Source organism: Rhizobium sp. rho-13.1 (assembly GCF_007000305.1).
GTDB classification, from domain to species: domain Bacteria; phylum Pseudomonadota; class Alphaproteobacteria; order Rhizobiales; family Rhizobiaceae; genus Rhizobium; species Rhizobium rhododendri.
Genome location: NZ_SCFL01000005.1, coordinates 215,062 through 229,309 on the forward strand (window position 1 = coordinate 215,062; position 14,248 = coordinate 229,309).

Annotated in this window: 16 protein-coding genes; 11 read left to right on the top strand and 5 right to left on the bottom strand. The window is 61.1% G+C overall.

Annotated features, from left to right (window positions below):
- Window positions 1-16: 16 nt before the first annotated feature.
- Both pqqA and EQW76_RS15915 read right to left on the bottom strand, forming a co-directional pair.
- Entirely contained in the window at window positions 17-112 is a 96-nt protein-coding gene (gene pqqA, locus EQW76_RS15910) for a pyrroloquinoline quinone precursor peptide PqqA (protein WP_111220508.1), read from the bottom strand.
- 338 nt (window positions 113-450) lie between these two features.
- Window positions 451-1,368, bottom strand: a complete 918-nt coding sequence (locus tag EQW76_RS15915; protein ID WP_142829585.1) for a DUF1003 domain-containing protein — start codon at window positions 1,366-1,368, stop codon at window positions 451-453.
- A gap of 554 nt (window positions 1,369-1,922) precedes the next feature.
- Between EQW76_RS15915 and EQW76_RS15920 the strand changes: the two genes are divergently transcribed.
- From EQW76_RS15920 to EQW76_RS15945, 6 genes are all read left to right on the top strand, one after another.
- Window positions 1,923-3,227 (top strand): L,D-transpeptidase family protein, encoded by a 1,305-nt coding sequence (locus EQW76_RS15920; protein WP_142829584.1) that lies wholly within the window; start codon window positions 1,923-1,925, stop codon window positions 3,225-3,227.
- Window positions 3,228-3,389: 162 nt separating this feature from the next.
- Complete coding sequence (glyA, locus tag EQW76_RS15925) at window positions 3,390-4,688, top strand: serine hydroxymethyltransferase (RefSeq protein ID WP_142829582.1); 1,299 nt, start codon at window positions 3,390-3,392, stop codon at window positions 4,686-4,688.
- A 9-nt stretch (window positions 4,689-4,697) separates the two neighbouring features.
- Window positions 4,698-5,174, top strand: a complete 477-nt coding sequence (gene nrdR, locus EQW76_RS15930) for a transcriptional regulator NrdR (RefSeq protein ID WP_111220512.1) — start codon at window positions 4,698-4,700, stop codon at window positions 5,172-5,174.
- A 3-nt stretch (window positions 5,175-5,177) separates the two neighbouring features.
- Window positions 5,178-6,263 (top strand): bifunctional diaminohydroxyphosphoribosylaminopyrimidine deaminase/5-amino-6-(5-phosphoribosylamino)uracil reductase RibD, encoded by a 1,086-nt coding sequence (gene ribD, locus EQW76_RS15935; protein WP_142829580.1) that lies wholly within the window; start codon window positions 5,178-5,180, stop codon window positions 6,261-6,263.
- Window positions 6,263-6,883 carry a riboflavin synthase gene (locus EQW76_RS15940; protein WP_142829578.1) on the top strand — a complete coding sequence of 207 codons (621 nt, stop codon included), beginning with the start codon at window positions 6,263-6,265 and terminating at the stop codon, window positions 6,881-6,883. Before ribD ends, EQW76_RS15940 begins: the two co-directional genes overlap by 1 nt.
- Window positions 6,884-7,086: 203 nt before the next feature.
- The gene (locus EQW76_RS15945) at window positions 7,087-7,656 is read left to right on the top strand and encodes a cytochrome b (protein WP_142829576.1); all 570 of its coding nucleotides are present in this window, start codon (window positions 7,087-7,089) and stop codon (window positions 7,654-7,656) included.
- A 3-nt stretch (window positions 7,657-7,659) separates the two neighbouring features.
- Here the strand turns inward: EQW76_RS15945 and EQW76_RS15950 are convergent, their stop codons facing one another.
- Window positions 7,660-8,208 (bottom strand): GNAT family N-acetyltransferase, encoded by a 549-nt coding sequence (locus EQW76_RS15950; RefSeq protein WP_224128265.1) that lies wholly within the window; start codon window positions 8,206-8,208, stop codon window positions 7,660-7,662.
- On the bottom strand, window positions 8,205-8,708 hold the full coding sequence (locus EQW76_RS15955) for a cupin domain-containing protein (protein WP_142829574.1): 504 nt from the start codon (window positions 8,706-8,708) through the stop codon (window positions 8,205-8,207). The genes EQW76_RS15950 and EQW76_RS15955 overlap by 4 nt, the downstream gene beginning before the upstream one ends.
- A 181-nt stretch (window positions 8,709-8,889) precedes the next feature.
- Here EQW76_RS15955 and ribH point away from each other — a divergent pair, with 181 nt between their 5' ends.
- From ribH to EQW76_RS15970, 3 genes are all read left to right on the top strand, one after another.
- Complete coding sequence (gene ribH / locus EQW76_RS15960) at window positions 8,890-9,345, top strand: 6,7-dimethyl-8-ribityllumazine synthase (RefSeq protein ID WP_142829572.1); 456 nt, start codon at window positions 8,890-8,892, stop codon at window positions 9,343-9,345.
- Between the two features lie 3 nt (window positions 9,346-9,348).
- Window positions 9,349-9,831: a transcription antitermination factor NusB gene (gene nusB, locus EQW76_RS15965; protein ID WP_111220519.1), complete on the top strand. Its 483-nt coding sequence runs from the start codon at window positions 9,349-9,351 to the stop codon at window positions 9,829-9,831.
- Between the two features lie 298 nt (window positions 9,832-10,129).
- The gene (locus tag EQW76_RS15970; protein ID WP_142829570.1) at window positions 10,130-12,274 is read left to right on the top strand and encodes a sodium-translocating pyrophosphatase; all 2,145 of its coding nucleotides are present in this window, start codon (window positions 10,130-10,132) and stop codon (window positions 12,272-12,274) included.
- 58 nt (window positions 12,275-12,332) lie between these two features.
- Here EQW76_RS15970 and EQW76_RS15975 read toward each other — a convergent pair whose 3' ends face one another.
- The gene (locus tag EQW76_RS15975) at window positions 12,333-12,842 is read right to left on the bottom strand and encodes an outer membrane protein assembly factor BamE (RefSeq protein ID WP_142829569.1); all 510 of its coding nucleotides are present in this window, start codon (window positions 12,840-12,842) and stop codon (window positions 12,333-12,335) included.
- A gap of 211 nt (window positions 12,843-13,053) precedes the next feature.
- On the opposite strand from EQW76_RS15975, the gene EQW76_RS15980 reads away from it, so the two are divergent.
- Window positions 13,054-13,647 carry a ubiquinol-cytochrome C chaperone family protein gene (locus EQW76_RS15980; RefSeq protein WP_202617154.1) on the top strand — a complete coding sequence of 198 codons (594 nt, stop codon included), beginning with the start codon at window positions 13,054-13,056 and terminating at the stop codon, window positions 13,645-13,647.
- 9 nt (window positions 13,648-13,656) lie between these two features.
- Window positions 13,657-14,217 carry a DUF177 domain-containing protein gene (locus EQW76_RS15985; protein WP_111220523.1) on the top strand — a complete coding sequence of 187 codons (561 nt, stop codon included), beginning with the start codon at window positions 13,657-13,659 and terminating at the stop codon, window positions 14,215-14,217.
- The last annotated feature ends 31 nt before the right edge of the window (window positions 14,218-14,248 follow it).

The following is a 14,248-nucleotide window of genomic DNA, read 5'->3' on the forward strand; positions in this document are numbered from 1 at the left end:
TCCGGTTGCTTCAGTCCTAGAACAGGACGGGTTCGCTGCCGTCGGCCGGAGCGTAACGGTTGATTTCCATGCCGCAGCTAACTTCGATGAATTTTGGTGCATGCCATTTCATGATGGAATCTCCTGTTCGTGAATGTGAGGGCAGGGCAATCTGCTCCCAACCTTAAACTTCGCCCGGCCCGTTTCCGTTCCGAGCGACCGTGTCGAAAAAGGCAGGTCTTTCACCATCTTGGTTCACTTACCCGTGACAGGATTGCAAGTGTCCGGCTGATACAGCGTGACGCCAACGCGCCTGTCGGGTTCTGAACCAGAACCAAAAGACGACTGCCGGTGACAACTCTGACGGCAAGCGATCAAAAAGTAAATTCAAATCGATAGGGAGGCTAATAATGTCACCGCGACGCCTCCGACTTTGCCGGCAGTGCGCTGGCTCCTCGAGTATCAACCGTTCTATTCCAGCGCACCGTCCGGCAACGGGGCAGGCGGCGCCTTCTTCGGCGCGACCTTCTTGCGCACGGTCTTTGCCTTGCTGGCCTTGCTGACTTTCAGCACCCGGCCGGCTGCCTTTGCTTGTTCCAGCATCATCTCGATCTGGATTTGCTGGATCTCGGTCAGCCGCTCCCACTGGCGATTGAGCAGGTGGTCGACTTTTTCATGCAGGTGGCGGATTTCGAGCTCGGCCTTGAGGTTGACCTTGTAGTCGTTGAGCGCCCGCAAGCGGTCTTTTGCCTCCTGCCGACGCTGGCTCATCATGATGACCGGAGCCTGCAGGGCTGCGATTGTCGAGAGAATGAGGTTGAGCAGAATGAATGGATAGGCGTCAAAGGCCTGGGTGGCGCCCATGACGACATTGATGAGCATCCAGATGGCGAGAAACGCGCAGAAGGAGATGATAAAGGTCCAGCTGCCGCCGAAGGAGGCGACGACGTCGGACATGCGATCGCCGATCGACCGGTGGTCCTCGTAGTCTTCTTCGATATTCTCGGCCAGCGTGTCGTGCGTCTTCAGGCTCTCGACGACTTCGTCTTCCAGCGTCGACAGTTCGCCGCGCTCGTCCTTCAGCAGTTCGGCGATATACTGGCCGCGGTACTCGTCCATCGCCTTGCGACTGAGATAGTCGTCCGATCGAATGCCCGGATGCTTCTGGCGGACGAAATCGGCGAGCGACGGCCGCAGGTCGTCGAAATGCACGGCGTCCTTCTTCTTCAGGGCCGCGCCGGTAATCGCGTCGATCAGCTTGACGGACTTGGCCTTGGCTTGCGCGAGGCTCCGCGTGTAGTCGTCCATCTCGACGGTCGCGGCTTCACCCTGACCGGCGTCGAAATCCACCATGCCTTCTTCCGTTTCGATCGCATTCTCTTCAGCCATGGCGAATCCCTTCTTTCGATTGTTTGTTCGTCTAGACAGGCTTCTGAACAGGATTGTGACCGAAGTCCCTCGTGCGTCAGCTCTTGGTACGAGTGATGAGCACGATTTCCAGGCGACGACAAGAGGCGATGCCAACCATTGCCTGCTGTGGATTTTCTGCCACGCCGGCGACCTTGTTTCGAATGCAACCATGAGGGCCGCGCGTCGCTGATTGACGCCTATGCCGGATGCACTATGAGCATGCGGACCGTCTTGTTTCAGCAACACTGAATGATCATTTTTCGCCGTCGGACCATGCAAGCAAGTTCCGTGCCTGACGACACGAATCGGCCATATTGGTATGACAGCGAAATGGGATGGCAGACGTGCGCCTCCGGCCCGAATGCCTTGTTTGCCAAGGCTTTGACCTCTCAAAATTGTGATGGTCAAAAATGAGGTTCGGACCGGTGTGGACGCAACAGATCGCTGCGTGCCGCGTTATGCAGTGCGAGTGTTTCCAGAATTTCGCTTTTGGCCGCAGACGATCATCGTCGCCGGCGTGGAATGGTAGGGTTATGTCGAAGAAAAACGGAATTGTAGACTTCTCACGCCGCGCCTTTCTGCGGTCGGCAGCAACCGTCGGCGCCGTCGCTATGGCAGGCCCGGTATTCGCTCAGTCGGCAATGGACGATATCATCAATGCGCCGCGGCGCGGCTCCTGGGATGACCAGTTCGACGCCAAGTCCGCCTCCCGCACGGCCGCCGCGATGGTATCGAACACCCCGATCCTGAGCCCGGACTCGGTTTCCAACATCCAGCAGGCGATTGCCCAGTATCAGGCGATTGCAGCAAACGGCGGATGGCCGCAGATCGACGTCGGCGATAACAAGCTGCAACTCGGCGTTTCCGACCCCATCGTCGAAACGCTGCGGCAGCGCCTTGCCATCACCGGCGACCTGCCGCGCGAGGCTGGCATGTCGCCTGCGTTCGACTCCTATGTCGACGGCGCAGTAAAGCGGTTCCAGGCCCGTCACGGCCTGCCGCCAGATGGCCGTCTTGGCGAATACACCGTCAAGGCACTGAACGTGACGGCAAACGTCCGCCTACAGCAGCTGAATACCAACCTGATCCGCCTCCAGACCTTCCCGGCAGACCTCGGTCGCCGCCACGTGATGGTCAATATTCCGGCGACCTATGTCGAAGCCGTGCAGGACGGCCAGGTGGCGCTCCGTCACATGGCGATCGTCGGCCGTATGGCGCGCCCGACCCACATCATTAACTCGAAGATCTTCGAGGTGATCCTCAATCCTTATTGGACCTCGCCGCGCTCGATCGTCGAAAAAGACATCATGCCGATCATGCGCAAGGATCCGACATACCTGGCGAAGAACAACATCCGCCTGTTCGACCCCAAGGGCACGGAAGTCGCGCCGGAATCGGTGGACTGGAATGCCGACAAGGCGCCGAACCTGATGTTCCGTCAGGATCCGGGCAAGAACAACGCCATGGCCTCTGCCAAGATCAACTTCTACAACCCGAACAACGAATATATGCACGACACGCCGGAGCAGGGCCTGTTCAACAAGCTGATGCGCTTCGACAGTTCGGGCTGTGTGCGCGTTCAGAACGTCCGCGATCTCGTCGTCTGGCTGCTTGCCGAGACGCCGGGATGGCCGCGCCAGCATATTGAAAGTGTGATCGCCAGCCGTATCAACACGCCTATCAAGCTACCCGAGGAAATTCCGGTTTATTTCGCCTATATTTCCGCCTGGGGTGCGGGCAATGGCGTGGTGCAGTTCCGCGACGACATCTATCAGCTGGACGGCAACTCCCAGCTGGCCCTGGATACGACGCAGGGCATGGAAAAGCCGGTTCAGTAAGCTCAACGATGCAATATTCGACGAAAGCCGCGCCCCGTTGCGCGGCTTTCGTGTTTCTGCGGGCAGGACACCGCGGTTTGCCTAGCAAATGTCGCGGATCGTCTTGCCCTCGCAAGGCCGCGACGCTAAGACGTCATGCATTCCAGATCCGGAGATTTGACGATGACCCATCCTTCCACCGAGCCCTTCTTCAATCGCCCGCTGTCCGAGGCCGATCCTGAAATCTTCGGCGCGATCACCAAGGAACTGGGTCGTCAGCGACACGAGATCGAACTGATCGCCTCCGAAAACATCGTCTCGCGCGCCGTGCTGGAAGCGCAGGGCTCGATCATGACCAACAAATATGCCGAGGGATATCCGGGCAAGCGCTACTACGGCGGCTGCCAGTTCGTCGACATCGCCGAGGAGCTGGCCATCTCGCGCGCCAAGCAGCTGTTCGGCGTCGAGTTCGCCAACGTCCAGCCAAACTCCGGCAGCCAAATGAACCAGGCTGTCTTTCTGGCGCTGCTGCAGCCGGGCGACACATTCATGGGCCTTGACCTCAATTCCGGTGGTCACCTGACGCACGGCTCGCCGGTCAACATGTCAGGCAAGTGGTTCAACGTCGTTTCCTACGGCGTGCGCGAAGGCGACAACCTGCTCGACATGGAAGAAGTTGCCCGCAAGGCCGAGGAAACCAAGCCGAAGCTGATCATCGCCGGTGGCACGGCCTATTCCCGCACCTGGAACTGGAAGCGTTTCCGTGAGATCGCAGACTCTGTCGGTGCCTACCTGATGGTCGACATGGCTCACATCGCCGGCCTCGTTGCCGGTGGCCAGCATCCGTCGCCGTTCCCTCATTGCCACGTGGCGACGACCACGACCCACAAGTCGCTCCGCGGCCCGCGTGGTGGCATGATCCTTACCAATGATGAGGGTCTGGCAAAAAAGTTCAACTCGGCCGTCTTCCCGGGCCTGCAGGGCGGACCGCTGATGCACGTCATCGCCGCCAAGGCCGTCGCATTCGGCGAAGCGCTGAAGCCTGAATTCAAGGAATACGCCGCCCAGGTGGTCAAGAACGCCAAGACCCTGGCCGAAACGCTGATGGCCGGCGGTGTCGACGTCGTCTCCGGCGGCACCGACAACCACCTGCTGCTGGTCGACCTGCGCAAGAAGAACGCCACAGGCAAGCGCGCCGAGGCAGCCCTTGGCCGCGCCTACATCACCTGCAACAAGAACGGCATCCCCTTCGATCCGGAAAAGCCCTTCGTCACCTCGGGCGTCCGCCTCGGCACGCCAGCCGGCACGACGCGCGGTTTCAAGGAGGCCGAATTTAAGGAAATCGGCAATGTCATCATCGAGGTGCTTGACGGCCTGAAGGTCGCCAACTCCGACGAAGGCAATGCCGTAGTCGAAGCTGCCGTCCGTGAGAAGGTCCTGGCCCTGACCAATCGCTTCCCGATGTACGACTACATCGGCTGAGGGATTTAAATGCGCTGCCCATATTGCGGGACCGAAGACACCCAGGTGAAGGATTCGCGTCCGGCGGAGGATAACACCTCCATCCGCCGGCGGCGCATCTGCCCGGAATGCGGCGGTCGCTTCACGACCTTCGAGCGCGTGCAGTTGCGCGAACTCATGGTCACCAAGAAGACCGGCCGCAAGGTTCTGTTCGACCGCAACAAGCTGGTGCGTTCCTTCGAGATCGCGCTGCGCAAGCGCCCGGTGGATCGAGACCGCATCGAGCGCGCCGTCTCCGGCATTGTCCGTCGTCTTGAAAGTTCCGGCGAGACCGAGATCTCGTCCGAGCAGATCGGCCTGCAGGTTCTGGAAGCCCTGAAGACGCTCGACGATGTCGCTTTCGTCCGTTACGCCTCTGTCTATCGGGACTTTTCCCATGCCGAGGATTTCGAAAAGGTCATCGCCGAGATCAACGCGAAGATCGCCCGCGATCCACTGGACGGCTGAGCGATGACTGGCCCAAAGTCGGCAACCGATGAATTCTTCATGGCCGAGGCCATCGCCCTCGGGCGCCGGCATCTCGGCCAGACCAGCACCAACCCTTCCGTCGGCTGTGTCATCGTCAAGGATGGCAGTGTTGTCGGCAGCGCGGTGACGGCTCTCGGCGGCCGACCGCATGCAGAGCCGCAGGCCCTGGCCGCAGCAGGCGAGTCGGCCCAGGGCGCTACGGCCTACGTCACGCTCGAACCCTGTTCCCATTACGGTCGCACGCCGCCCTGTGCCAATGCGCTGATTGCAGTAGGCGTTTCGCGCGTTGTCGTCAGCGTCGGTGATCCCGATGCCCGCGTCGCCGGTCGTGGTCTCCAGATGCTGCGGGCCGCCGGCATTACTGTCGAGACCGGCGTATTGGAGACGGAGGGCTGCCGGTCGATGGCTGGCTACCTCATGCGGCAGACTCAAGGCCGTCCCTATGTCACTGTCAAGCTTGCCATTTCCGCCGATGGCATGATCGGCAGGTTGGGTGCGGGACAGGTCGCGATCACCGGTCCGCAAGCCCGCGCTGCAGTCCAGCTTCTGCGCGCCGAGAGCGATGCTATCCTCGTCGGCATCGGTACCGCCATTGCAGACGATCCGCTGCTGACCTGCCGGGCGCCGGGTCTCGAACACCGCTCTCCCATTCGGGTGGTGCTTGATCGGAGGCTTGAACTGCCGCTGTCCTCGAACCTGGCAAAGACTGCCGGGGAGGTACCTGTGATTTCGGTCGGGCTCGTCAATGACGCGGACCGGCGCGCGGCTCTCCGGGATGCAGGCATCGAGATCCTCGATCAGGATCCGAAAGATCTGGCGATGCTGCTGACGACGCTCGGCGGTCGCGGCATATCCTCGCTGCTGGTGGAGGGCGGCGCTAAGACTATCCGCAGTTTTCTCGCGGCCAGTCTCGTCGACCGCATCCTGCTATTTCAAGCACCCATCACCATCGGCACGGATGGCCTTGCATCGCCGGTTCAAAGCACCGATATCCCTGCAGGCTTCACCCATGTCGGCACCGAAGTCTACGGCGACGATCGCTGCGACACCTATGAGAGAGACATCTGATGTTCACCGGAATTGTCACCGATATCGGCACCGTCGAAGAAGTTTCCCCCATGAAGGAGGGCATCAAGCTTCGCGTCGCCACCATCTACGATCCGCAGACCATCGCCATGGGCGCATCGATCTCCCATTCGGGCATCTGCCTGACGGTGACCGGTCTTCCCGAAGGCGGAAGCAACGATCGCTGGTTCGAGGTGGAAGCCTGGGAAGAGGCCCTTCGCCTGACAACGGTTGGCACCTGGACGGCAGGCACCCGCATTAATCTCGAGCGCTCCCTGAAGATCGGTGATGAACTCGGCGGCCACATCGTCTCCGGCCATATCGACGGCAAGGCCGAGATCTTGTCGGTTACAGAGGAGGGCGAGGCCACCCGTTATCGCCTGCGCGCACCAGAGCACCTCGCCAAATTCGTGGCGCCGAAGGGCTCGATTGCTCTCGACGGCACATCGCTCACCGTCAACGCCGTGAATGGCACCGATTTCGACGTTCTGCTCATCCGTCACACGCTCGAGGTCACCACCTGGGGCGAGCGCAAGACCGGCGATTTCGTCAATTTCGAAGTCGACACCATGGCGCGATACGCCGCGCGACTGGCAGAGTTCCCGGCCGCGCAAGCGGGTTGAAGCGTGCGGTCATCATCAAAAAGCGACCTTTTCGCTGCATTTCGTAATCTTGGCGTAAGAAATCTGCGTTAGGCGCTGCGGGTGCGCCAGATCAACGCGCATTTTTGAAAACTGCGGCATCGATGGGATCCGACCTTTGTATCCATGTCTGCCTCATCTGCGTTGTAGCTTCGACGCCGTGTAACGTAAAAGCAGGAAATCCAATGTCCATCGAATCCTTGTCACCAGTCCGAGCCGGGCGCGCTATGCGATACGACCGATGGACAATAACCCTGCACTGGTTCTCGGCATTGCTGGTCATCGCCCTGTTCGCCTCCGCGATCACCTGGGATTACCTGCCGAGGGGCACGCCGCTTCGCAAATCCCTGCAGTCCCTGCATATTTCGATGGGCATCCTGCTCAGCGTGATCTTCATCGCACGCGTCTTCTGGCGTTCGACGGGTGGCCGCAAGCTTGCCGCGCTGGAAACCGGTATCCAGCGCATCCTGTCGAAGAGTGTCCACCATCTGCTCTACCTCATGCTGGCGGCGCAGATTGTGCTCGGCTATCTCTTCCGCTGGGCGCAGGGCGAGCCGTTCATGTTCTTCGGCCTGTTTTCGATTCCCAATCCTATCGGGGAGAACAAGGAGCTAGGCCACTGGTATTCCTCGATCCACTATTACGTGGGCTGGACGATTATCATCCTTGCATGTGGGCACGCCGTTGCCGCTCTCGCACACCATTACCTGATGCGCGACGGTGTGCTGAGACGGATGCTGCCGGCGCGCGTCTGAGTCTTAAAGGCGGCGTGCACGTTCCAGCAGCGTGACCTCGGAGCCGAGGTAGGAAGTGGTGGTGACCTTTTCGAAACCGAGCTTTTCGGCCACCCGCATGGAAGCACCGTGTTCGGAGGCGATGATGCAGGTCATGCGCTGCTCGGGGAAGCGCTCCTGGCCCCAGGCGATCATCGCCGAGACGGCTTCGGTCGCATAGCCCTTGCCATGAAAGGTGGGGTTCAGCACCCAGCCTGTTTCCAGTGTTCCCGCGATCGACGGTGTCATGTCACGCATTGCCTCCAGGAACCCGGCTTCGCCGACAAACGCGCCGCTTTCTCTTTCTTCGATAGCCCAGAAGCCGAAACCGAGCATCTGCCAACTCCCGGCATAGCGAAGCAGCCGCGCCCAGCTTTGCTCGCGTGAGAACGGCACCGCGCCGATGAAGCGGACCACGGCTGGGTCGGCCCACAGCGCCGTGCAAGCCTCGAGATCGTCGAGCCGGTGCGCCCGCAGGACCAGACGCTCGGTGACCATCACCGGCACATTGCCATCCGCTGCTTCCATGCTCATGCGCCGGGTTCTCCGTCCCAGTAATCCACATTGCTCTCTTCCCGGCCGACGAAGCGGAAGCGCTTCGTCACGGCGTCGCCGACCCGCGTCTTTGCCATGAACTTTCCGGAATCGGGATACTCGCAGATCTCGGTTCTGGCTACCGTCGAGATGGCGACGAAGACGAGGGGCGTGTCGCCCGTATTGATCAGCTGGTGCGCCGTTTCCGGGCCGCCTGCGGGCGCGCCGAGCACATCGCCGGCCTTGACCGTAATACGCCGCGCACCGAACCGGTAGTCGCCCTGCCCGGAGAGGATGATGAACGCCTCGTCCTCGACATGGTGGTTGTGGAACGGGCAGCCGGACTTGCCGGGCGGGACGATGTTGTAACTCATGCCCAGTTGCTTCAGCCCGATTATTGCCCCGAAGGAAGCGTCGCTGCCGCCGTAATATTCGCCCTGTTGCCAGTCTTCCAGCGGCAGCGCGTCGAGGCTGACGGCAACCTTGTCTGTGTCTGTCATTCACAACTCCCTGTGGTGGTACCAGATTATCGGAACCCGGCCAGGGCGGGAAGGGCAGTCTTGCGCGGTTCCGGGCGCTCTATTGCCTGTCTGAGACCGAAAAACACTTGCCAACCGCGATACGGCATGGTTTGACGCCCGCCATGTCAGGCGTTCGCGCCACTCAAGATCCAGGTGCCGTATGTCCAGCTCATCCAATGCTCATATTCTGATTATCGAAGCCCGCTTCTATGACGATATGGCCGATGCGCTTCTCGACGGCGCCAAGCATGCGCTCGAAGAAGCCGGCGCAACCTACGACATCATCACCGTGCCCGGCGCGCTGGAAATTCCGGCGACCATCGCCATGGCGCTTGACGGCGCCGACAATGGCGGCACGGCATATGACGGTTTCGTTGCGCTCGGAATGGTCATTCGCGGCGAGACCTACCATTTCGATATCGTTTCCAACGAGTCGTCGCGCGCATTGATGGATCTGTCCGTCAGCGAGTCGCTCGCCATCGGCAACGGCATTCTCACCGTCGAAAACGACGAACAGGCCTGGAGCCGCGCCCGCCGCAGCGACAAGGACAAGGGTGGCTTTGCCGCCCGCGCCGCCTTGACGATGATTTCCGTCAAGCAGAAGCTGGGTGCCTGAGCGATGAGCAACGAGGAAGTCGAGCGCCCGGTCAAGACCGCCAACCAGCGCGGCGCAGCGCGTCTCGCCGCAGTACAGGCGCTCTACCAGATGGATATCGGCGGCAGCGGCGTGCTCGAGGTCGTTGCCGAATACGAGGCGCATCGCCTCGGACAGGAAGTCGACGGCGAAACCTACCTGAAGGCCGATGCCTCCTGGTTCCGCTCGATCGTATCGGGCGTGGTTCGTGAGCAGACGCATCTCGATCCGCTGATCGGCCAGGCGCTGCAGGACGACTGGGCTTTGTCGCGTCTCGACAGCACGGTGCGTGCCATCCTGCGTGCAGGCACATTCGAGATCGTCGATCGCAAGGATGTACCGGTGGCCGTCATCGTCACCGAATACGTCGAGATCGCCCAGGCATTCTTCGGCGACGACGAGCCCAAGCTCGTCAACGCGGTGCTCGACCGCATCGCCAAGCAAGTCCGGGTCGAGACGAAGAAGTGATTCTCGCCTGAGTCGCCGTAGTAGTTCGAAAATCTACCCCTGCGCGCCGCTTCTTCGTCATCCCATCCGGCTTTTTCAGCCCTGATTTGGCTCGCTTTGCAGGATCTTCGGCACTCCCGTGCATAACGACTGCTGTTTTTGCCACCCATGGCTTTTTGCCTGCCGCCCGTCTTGACGCGCGGTTGTCCCGCACGCAATCTCGCCTTCCGCAAAGGCCGCCATCCTTGGAGGAGGTTGGCGACCGATGCCTTTTGCGGCCGGGGGAGACAAGCGCCGGCTTTTTGGGAGGGAAGATCGAATGCTTATACTTTTTGGCGTCATTGCATGTGGGGTGCTGTCGCTGCTCTACGCGGGATGGGCGACCCGCTCGGTGCTGGCTGCCGACCAGGGCAATGCGCGAATGCAGGAAATTGCCGGCTATATTCGCGAAGGCGCGCAGGCCTATCTGACGCGTCAGTATAAAACCATTGCCATTGTCGGCCTCGTTGTCTTCTTCGCCGCCTGGTGGCTGCTCTCGGGCGAGGCGGCTATCGGCTTCCTCATCGGCGCGGTACTCTCCGGTGCCGCCGGCTTCATCGGCATGCACGTCTCGGTGCGCGCCAATGTCCGCACCGCACAGGCGTCGTCTGTCAGCTTGTCGGCAGGCCTCGATATCGCTTTCAAATCCGGCGCGATCACCGGCATGCTGGTGGCCGGTCTCGCTCTGCTCGGCGTCTCCGTCTACTACGGTGTCCTTACCGGCATTCTCGGTCACGATCCCGGCTCGCGAGATGTCGTCGATGCGCTTGTGGCACTCGGCTTCGGCGCCTCGCTGATCTCGATCTTCGCCCGGCTCGGCGGCGGTATCTTCACCAAGGGCGCCGATGTCGGTGGCGATCTCGTCGGCAAGGTGGAGGCCGGTATTCCGGAAGACGACCCACGCAACCCGGCCACCATTGCCGATAACGTCGGCGACAACGTCGGCGATTGTGCCGGCATGGCGGCCGACCTGTTCGAGACCTATGCCGTCTCCGTCGTCGCCACCATGGTGCTGGCTTCGATCTTCTTTGCAGGCAGCGCCATCCTGCCGGTCGCCATGGTCTATCCGCTGGCCATCTGCGGCACCTGCATCATCACCTCGATCATCGGCACTTTCTTCGTCAAGCTCGGCCCCAACGGCTCGATCATGGGCGCGCTCTACAAAGGGCTTGTTGCCACCGGGCTGCTGTCGATCGCAGGGCTTGCCATCGCGACATCGGCCACCATCGGCTGGGGCTCGATCGGAACAGTCGGCGGCGTCGATGTCTCCGGCCTCAACCTCTTCTACTGCGGTCTCGTCGGTCTGCTTGTTACGGCCCTCATCGTCGTCATCACCGAATACTACACCGCGACAGGCAAGCGCCCGGTGGTCTCCATCGCCCAGGCGTCGGTGACTGGTCACGGAACCAACGTCATCCAGGGACTGGCTGTTTCGCTCGAATCGACGGCGCTGCCGGCCATCGTCATCATCGGCGGCATCGTTGCCACCTACCAGCTCGGTGGCCTTTTCGGCACCGGCATCGCCGTCACGGCAATGCTGGGCCTCGCCGGAATGATCGTCGCGCTCGACGCTTTCGGTCCGGTCACCGACAATGCCGGCGGCATTGCCGAAATGGCCCATCTGCCGCCTGAGGTCCGCAAATCTACCGATGCGCTGGATGCGGTCGGCAATACGACCAAGGCCGTCACCAAGGGCTATGCCATCGGATCTGCCGGCCTCGGCGCCCTCGTGCTGTTTGCCGCCTATTCCAACGACCTGAAATATTTCGCCGCCCATGGCGACCTGTTTCCCTACTTCGCCAACATGGGGGCGATTTCCTTCGATCTCGCCAATCCCTACGTTGTCGCCGGACTGCTCTTCGGCGGCATGATTCCCTACCTGTTCGGCGGCATCGCCATGACAGCGGTCGGCCGCGCCGCCGGTGCCATCGTCGAGGAAGTACGCCGGCAATTTCGCGAAAAGCCCGGCATCATGCTCGGCACCGAGCGCCCGGATTACGGTCGGGCCGTGGATATCCTGACGAAGGCGGCCATCCGCGAGATGATCGTCCCTTCGCTGCTGCCGGTGCTGGCGCCAGTCGTGGTCTATTTCGGAGTGCTGCTGATATCGGGGTCGAAGGCCTCGGCCTTTGCAGCACTTGGCGCCTCGCTGCTCGGCGTCATCATCAACGGCCTGTTCGTCGCCATCTCGATGACGTCGGGCGGCGGCGCATGGGACAATGCCAAGAAGTCGTTCGAGGATGGTTTCGTCGACAAGGATGGCGTGCGGCACATGAAGGGATCGGAGGCACACATGGCCTCTGTGACTGGCGATACCGTCGGCGATCCCTACAAGGATACGGCCGGTCCCGCCGTCAATCCGGCGATCAAGATCACCAACATCGTTGCCCTGCTGCTGCTGGCAGTGCTGGCTCGGTCAGCCTGATACACCAAAAAGCCCGCGGCGCATGAGTGCGTCGCGGGCTTCGTCTTGATTGGTGGGCTTATTGGCCCGGGTTGACGGTGTTCAGCAGGTTCTTGGCGCCATTGGCACCCGTGCCGCTGCCCATCAGGACCTGCTGCAGGAAGGTCATGTCCTTGCCGCCTGTTGGCGTCGTGCGCGAAATCATGTCGAACGGCTTGCCGTCCTTCAGCGAGTAGTTCGCCCGCTGCTTCACGACACCGTCCTTGTCGAAGTAGATCGCCAGGATCGACTGGGCGACCAGGTGCGGCTTCATGAAGGCCACCGGGCGCGTACGCTTCTGGGAGATGTAATAGAACACCTCGCCGTCGAACGTCGCCGTCGTCGATGGCGTGCCCAGCGACAGCAGCACCTGCTCGCGGCTGGAGCCGACCGGCACCAGATCGAGCGACTGCTGGTCGAAGATGTAGCCGCCATTCATGACGTCGCCAGTCTGGCAGCCTGCAATCCCTGCGGTGGCAATCAGCAGGGCGATAGTGGCGCCCCGGATGAAAGTTCTGTCCGACTTGAAATCCCGTCGCGTCAACGACATCTCCCTATCTATCAATCCTGCGGCCGACCGCCCGGAACACTTGCTGCGCACATCATTATGGCGTTTCCGCGATATGCGGAAAATCCGGTGATGGACGAATGGCCCTGAAGCGACTGTCGTGGCACCAGGGCCGGACAGATCGGGCGGTTCCCGCAAGGGCACCAACGGCATTGCAATTCGCGCCTGCTTCGGTAAACCAGCTTTTTGACGGATGCAACAAGGGCCGGCGCCATGCGGCGCGCCGAATGGGCCAATTCTGGGAAATTCGATGATCTTCGGGCTCTTTGCCAAAAAGAATCACAATCGGACGATCGTCGAGCGGCAATATGCTGCCCTGACCGCTGCAGCCCGCCAGCCCGGCTTCTATGCCGCACTGGACGTCCCGGACACGGTGATGGGCCGTTTCGAAATGCTGTCGGCCGTCATGATCCTGTTTTTTCGCCGCACCCGGTCGTCTCGGACCAGCGGCCAGGAGATCGCCCAGGAAATTGTCGATGCATTCTTCCAGGATATCGACTATTCGATCCGGGAACTCGGCGTCGGCGACAACGGCGTGCCAAAGCGGATGAAGAAACTGGCCGGCATGTTCTACGGTCGTCTCGAATCCTACGCTGCGGCGATGGACAGCAACGATCGTGAGGCACTCGCGCAGGCGCTACGCCGCAACATATATCCCGAACCGCGCGACGATGCGCCTGACATGCTGGGATTGGCCGACTGGATGATGTCGGCGGAAAACCATCTGTCGGGCATTTCGGAAGCGGAAATTGCCACAGGCTCGGCGTCACTGCCGGTGCCGGCATAGGAGGCAAAGATGAAGAATAAGACGGCGACAGCCGAAAACCCGTTTTCCTACAACGTCAAGGTTGGGCATATTTCGCTCAATCCGATCGAGGTGCGTCTCGAAGCCGACGAGGCTGAACGTATGGGCCTGGCTGCTCTGTGGAATGTCGTCTCGGTCGACGATCTCAAGGCCGAGTTGAAGATCTCCCGCTGGAAGCGCGATGGCGTCAGGGTGAGGGGTACAGTCAAGGCGCGGATCGTGCAGGAGTGCGTCGTTTCGCTCGACCCGGTCGCCTCCGAGATCGACGAGGAGTTCGACCAGCTGTTCGTTCCCGAGGGATCCAAGCTCGCCCGCGTGCCGGTTCAGCCCTCCGGCGAACTGGTGCTCAACCCAGACGGTGACGACCTGCCCGAGACCTTTGTCGGCGATGTCATCGATGCCGGCTCTATCGTCACGGAATTTGCCGCAATGGGCATCGAACCCTATCCGCGCAAGCCCGGTCTGGACTTCGAGGACCATATCGAGGATACCGCCGACAATGACGTCAAACCGTCAGCATTTGCTGCTCTAAAGAACTGGAAGAAGGAATAGGCTTCCGCAGCCCCTTCGGCACAATTCAGTT